This is a genomic window from Streptomyces sp. NPDC055078, from assembly GCF_053607985.1.
Genome location: NZ_JBSGUP010000514.1, coordinates 1 through 5,936, shown reverse-complemented (window position 1 = coordinate 5,936; position 5,936 = coordinate 1). Strand labels below are relative to the sequence as shown.

3 protein-coding genes and 2 pseudogenes are annotated in these 5,936 nt (G+C 65.2%); 3 read left to right on the top strand and 2 right to left on the bottom strand.

Features of this window, described 5'->3' with window-relative positions:
- The first annotated feature begins 628 nt into the window (after positions 1–628).
- The 3 genes and pseudogenes from ACWF94_RS30780 to ACWF94_RS30770 form a co-directional block, all read left to right on the top strand.
- Positions 629–2,722 carry a DUF262 domain-containing protein gene (locus ACWF94_RS30780; protein WP_453495781.1) on the top strand — a complete coding sequence of 698 codons (2,094 nt, stop codon included), beginning with the start codon at positions 629–631 and terminating at the stop codon, positions 2,720–2,722.
- A 95-nt stretch (positions 2,723–2,817) separates the two neighbouring features.
- Positions 2,818–3,153 carry an 8-oxoguanine DNA glycosylase OGG fold protein gene (locus ACWF94_RS30775; RefSeq protein ID WP_453495779.1) on the top strand — a complete coding sequence of 112 codons (336 nt, stop codon included), beginning with the start codon at positions 2,818–2,820 and terminating at the stop codon, positions 3,151–3,153.
- A 23-nt stretch (positions 3,154–3,176) separates the two neighbouring features.
- Positions 3,177–3,590: pseudogene (locus ACWF94_RS30770) on the top strand (IS5 family transposase); the annotation flags it as partial.
- On the opposite strand, the pseudogene ACWF94_RS30765 reads toward ACWF94_RS30770, so the two are convergent.
- Positions 3,543–3,952: pseudogene (locus ACWF94_RS30765) on the bottom strand (IS5 family transposase); the annotation flags it as partial. The pseudogenes ACWF94_RS30770 and ACWF94_RS30765 overlap by 48 nt on opposite strands.
- 135 nt (positions 3,953–4,087) lie before the next feature.
- The coding region (locus ACWF94_RS30760; protein WP_453495777.1) for an ABC transporter ATP-binding protein at positions 4,088–5,936 on the bottom strand (1,849 nt) is incomplete at its 5' end.

Here is a 5,936-nt window from a genome sequence, read left to right as displayed (position 1 = left end):
GTCGGCGAGTCCGGCGCACCAGGCCGTGCGCCGGACTCACCGCAAGCCTGCCCACCGGTGATCCCGACGCTCCTCGCGCGGCTGTGGATCGGTCCTTTCCCTCGACGTGGCTCCAACACGACCTTGACGCCTCGGCCGTTCGGCTGCCGAGCCGCCTTTGGCTGGAGTGGATGGGGTCCGTCGACGCATGCGTGACGCGGCGGAGCCGGACGCCGCCCCCGTCTGTGACGGGGCTGACAAATCGCGTGACCCACCATGCGAGGATCGACTCTGACGATGTGTGGTCGAGTGACCTTCCGGATGATGAAGCTGCGTGATTGCAACCACGTCGTGGTGCGAGGGTGTGTTGTGTGGGTGGCGGGGGACGTCTGTCAAACTTCAGCATCGATACGCAAAACGGGATTTAGTGGACATAGGCATCTCCAATCACAGCCGCCAGTTGCGGTTGTCGTTTCTTGGGCAGCTCCGAGGCAGCCGCGACCGTAGGGGCGATTTCCGGCGGTACCCCCCGTCCGTCTCACATCGGTCTCGCCACTGGTTGCGGGGTTGACGCTAGTCCCTGAATCGGCCGGGAGGATTTCAATGGCAGGTACTCGGCTCGTGTGACCAGCCCTTATTGGAGGACAGTGTGGACGCGAAATCGATGACCCTGCGCGACCTGTTCGGGCCGGACCGGCGACTCGTCGTGCCGGTCTTCCAGAGGCCGTACGTCTGGACAGAGGACCGGAACTGGCGCCCGCTGTGGGAGGACGTCACCGCTCTGGTTCACCGAAGGATGGCGGATGAGGAAGTTCATCCGCATTTTCTTGGTGCGGTCGTGCTGGATCAGTTGCTGACACTCACGGGGTCGATGCCCGCCAGACAGGTCATCGACGGACAGCAGCGGCTGACGACGCTGCAGGTTCTCCTTGCCGCGGTCCGCGATGTCGCACGGGAGCTCGATGTCCAGGACAGGTACGTACGTGCGCTCGTCAAACTGACCGCCAACGACGACGACATGACCGACGACCCACATGCGGCATACAAGGTGTGGCCTACCAACATTGACCGTGACTCGTTCCGCGTGGTCATGGACGGTCGCCTGCGGCGGCCCGCCGACGTCGCGCCCTCCGTCGCCCCGGACGCCTCGGCGATCGTGCAGGCGTACTGGTTCTTTCGCAACCGCACGGTCGGGTGGGCACGAGAGCTGAACTACGAAAACAGGCTGGACGAGGGCTTCGATGCCTTGGTGCGCGTACTTCGTGACAAGTTCGAGTTGGTCGTTATTGATCTCAAGCCCGAGGACAACGCCCAGGTCATCTTCGAAGCTCTGAACGACCGAGGTACCCCGTTGCAGGCCTCTGACCTGGTCAAGAACCTGATCTTCCAGAAGGCTGAGGAGCAAGGGTTCCCGGTGGAGGAACTGTACAGGGACCTGTGGGCGCAGTTGGAGACGCCTGACTGGCGCAAGGAGGTGCGGCAGGGAAGGCTGAAGCGGCCTCGTCTGGATGTCTTCCTCATGCAGTACCTGACGGGGGAACTCGCCGAGGAGGTGATGGCTCCCGAGCTCTTCCTGACCTTTCGCAGGTACGTCAACGCCACTGATATGGGTCTGGTCAACCTGATGAGGCGCCTGGTGGAGCGGGCAGGGGCCTACCGACGGCTGACAGCCGAGGAACAGCCGCTGACATCGGAGGGCCGCTTTCTTCGTACTGTTGGTGTTCTGGACGCCAACACCGTGATGCCCGTGCTCCTGTGGCTGGTGAGCCGTTTCGACGAGGCCGACCGGGCCGGCGCGGTGGCCACCCTGGACTCCTACCTGGTTCGACGCACCGTCTGCCGCCTGACGACGAAGAACTACAACCGGCTCTTCCTGGAACTGCTCAAGGAGCTGAAGGCGAAGGACGACCCGTCGGTCGTGGAGGACTTTCTGCTCCGACAGGATACTGACTCCGGGTTCTGGCCCCGCGATCGCGATATCCGGGAAGTCTTTCGATTCCAGCCGTTGTACAAGCAACTCACACGGACCCGAATGCGGCTGCTGCTGGCCGAGTTGGAGGACTCGCTGTACTCGGGCAGGACCGAGCGGCAGATTCACAACGGGGAGTTGACGATCGAGCACCTACTGCCCCAGGCCTGGGAGGAACACTGGCCGCTTCCCGAAGGCGGAGGCCGCGGAAGCGCCGAGGCACATGAACGCAGGCAGTCCCTCCTCCACACTGTGGGAAACCTGACTCTGCTCACTGGCAGACTGAACACATCGGTTTCCAATGGTCCCTGGGAGCACAAGAGATCCGACATCCTCGTGCACAGTGCACTTTCGTTGAACCGTTCCCTGCCTGCTCAGTGGGACGAGGAGACAATCCTGGCCCGGGCTGACCATCTGTCCGAGGCGTTCTCCCGGCGCTGGCAACGCCCGGATGGAAGCGCGCCCGCCTTCTCGGTTGCAGGCTTTCCAGCACCCCGGCTGGGGGCGCGGGAGGCTACCCCCGTCGGTAGGCCGGCGACGGTTCAGATGCCTCGGTCCCGGCGCGATGTCGCCCGCCACATGCGAGAGGCCTTCGCCGATCTCCCGGTCGGGAGCGTCCTGGCGGTTTCGCAGATAGTGGCGATCCCCACGAGCCAGTACGAGGCCGGTGAGATCAGTCCCGGGGCTGTGGCCGCCAGACTGCGCGCCGACAACGTTCCCGGTATCCAGGCCGTACCTGGTTCCAGCCCACTTTCCGCCCGCAAGATCAGCTGAACCGTCCCGCACTCGTGCGGGAGTGCGCTTCCTCGGGACAGAATCCGTCACGAACTGGTGATGCCTGCTGCCGTGGAACCACAGGAGAGGTTCGGATGGGGTGGCGAGAGGGCGCCGGGGAACTGGACGCGCGGATGCTCGAGCGTCCGCTTCCTTCGGACGCAGTGGGAAAGCTGGGAACCTGGCTGGCCGGAGACGGGGCGCCGTACGCGGACGGGACCGGCGAGCACGCCGTTCGCTACATCCCGGCGTCCTGGGCCGGCATCCGGCCGTGGCCCTCGGCGCTGGCTGAGCAGGTCGGGCGTAAGCCAACTTCGCCGAGCCGGGCGCAGGTGCTGGCGGTGGCGGTGGCCCGGACTGGGGCAGCAACGGCGACCTGGACCGAGACACTCATCGCCAGCTACGCCTGGGGACAGGGTTACAACGGCTAGGCGGTGTCTTCAAATGATCTTGTGTGGTGGATCATGGTGTCGTGATACGCCGCCATGAATTGTCTGATGCCGAGTGGGAGTTCGTCCGGCCGCTGCTGCCCGGGTCGTTGCGGGGGCGGAAGCGGCTGGACGACCGCAGGGTGCTGAACGGGATTGTGTGGAAGTTCCGGACTGGGACGGCCTGGCGGGATGTGCCCGGGCGTTATGGGCCGTGGGCCACGCTCCATACTCGTTTCCGCAGGTGGGCGGCGGACGGAACGTTCGACCGGATGCTGCGCACCGCTCAGGCGAAAGCGGACATGGCGGGCGACATAGAGTGGCTGGTGTCGGTCGACTCCACGGTCGTCCGTGCCCATCAGCACGCGGCCGGGGCCCGAAAAGGGGGCTCCTCGACCCAGGGCCTCGGCGGTCCGATGCCGGACCGGCATGCTTCGTCTGCCGGAGACTCTCGGTGGGCGGGAGTGAGCACCTGCCGCATGCTGGTGAGCCCGGCAAGAGGTGGAGTCCACGCTGACCATGCTTCAGTCGATCCGGCCCTCGGTATCGGCGTCGGCCTGGACGGCCCCGCAAGATCCTCTCCCACGTGCCGTCTGTTGACCACCTGCGATGACAGTCATGAACCGTCTCCACTTCCCGAAACGGGACGGCAAATCCCGCCACGGCAGGCCAGTCCGCTGCCGGAACAGAATCCCGTTCATCACCCGGCGGTGGCACTGCCACCGCCCACGCCGCCCCGCGCTCCTCGGCAGATGCGGTTCCGGCCGAGCCCATTCCTCATCCGAAGATCACCCCGCCCCACAACGACCGAAACGATCCACCAGGGGGCGGGGCACGCAACCCATCGGACACGGCCTTAGTCAGCGCGACACTTCAGCGATCGAGTTACTTCGCATCGGACTACACCCCGGTCGCTAAGGTTGTCAGGTCCGTTTCTCTACGATGCTTCCACGCTGTTGGTGTCATGACGGGATCCTTCCATCTGGGCGTACCAGCCGCCGGCCTGTATCAGCTGTTCATGTCGCCCCCGCTCGATGACGCGTCCATCCTTCAGAACAAGGATGTGATCGGCGCCCCGGACTGTGCTCAACCGGTGGGCGATGATCAAGCAGGTGCGCGTGCGAAGGAACGGCACCATGCTGCGCAGAAGGGCGCGTTCGGTGAGGACGTCGGAGTGGGAGGTGGCTTCGTCCAGGACGACGACGGGTGAGCCCTTGAGAAGCAAGCGGGCGATGGCCAAGCGTTGGCGCTGGCCACCCGAGAGGCGCACGCCGCGGTCGCCGAGGAGGGTGTCGAGACCGTCGGGCAGGGCGTCGATTTCCTGCCAGATCTGTGCACTGCGGCACGCCTCAATGAGGTCCTGGGAATCCGCGTCAGGGCGAGCCATCAGAAGGTTCTTGCGGATCGTGTCGTGGAGCATGAACGTGTCCTGGGTGACGACGCCGATGACGTCTCGCAGTTCGTGCAGTCGCAGTTCTCGGACATCCACGCCGTCAATGAGGACTTGGCCCGATGTGGTGTCCCAGCACCGGGTGAGCAGACGGGTCAGTGTGGACTTTCCCGTGCCGGACAGACCCACGATCGCTACGGTCGTTCCCGGTTCGATCGTGAAGTTCAGCCCGGAGAGAACTGGGTTGGCCGCGCCCTGGCCCGGGTGTTCGCCTGCGAGAGACGGGAGGCCCTGCTCGGCGCTCGACGGATAAGTGAAGTGGACGTCCTTGAAGGTGATTGTCGGGCTGAATCCGGGGCGTCGGGCCGGCAAGGAGCGGGCCGGGGAAGCATCGCGTATGGCCGGGGAGAGGTCCAGGATCTCCAGCACGCGGTTCAGGGCGACCTGTCCGGCGACCAGGTCCGTACGGATACCTGGGAGAGCCGCCAGCGGGCCGTAGAGCCGTGACGCCAAGGCGACCAGGGCCACCACCGTTCCAACAGTGAGCGGCCCTGAGATCGCTAGGTGACCTGCCATGACGTAGACCACAGCGGTAACGGTGCTCATCACCAGCATCAGCGAGGCGCCAAGTGCCGCGGAGACCAGCGCGCCGCGCACCGCCGCGTCCTGCACACGAGCAGCCTTCGCGCGGAAGGCGGTGAGGTCGCGTGCCAGGTGCCCGTGGAGTTGGGTGAGCTCCACCCCGTTGAGGCTCAGGCGTTCGGCGGCCATGGCGTCGAGATCGGCCTGCGCCATCAGACGTTCGCGGCTGACGGCGCCCAGCGGTTCGGTGAAGCGGGAACTCATTGTGTAAAAAAGTGGAATGAGCAGCAGCGCTCCGGCAGCCAGCCGCCAGTCCATGGCTATGACAGCGCCGAGAGAGGTCAGCAGCAGCACGGTGGCGGCGACGGCTGCCGGAACCGTTGAGGAAACCACGCGCTGCACACCGGCGACATCCCCGTGCAGACGCGAGACGATCGCGCCGGTCTTGGTTGTGGCGAAGAAGCCGAGTGATTGCCGCTGAAGGTGTCCGAACATGTCCGTGCGCAGTTTGAGCACAACGCTTTCGGCAAGCCTGGTGGTTGCCCATGTCTCCACGATGCTCAGGCCCGCTTGGAGGACGCCCAGGCCGACTAAGGCGGCACCCAACGCCCATAGCATTGTTGTGTCTTGGCGCAAGATACCGTCGTCGACGAGACGCTGTCCCACTACGACCGGCGCGACGGTCACTGCAGATTGCACCGCGATCAGGGCAACCAGCAGGGAGAAGCGCCTGCGGAAGGGCCGGAGCAGGCGCCGCAGTTCCGCGTAAGGCATGGGCCCATCCTTGAAGTCGAGAGGAAGGAACGGTGGTCGC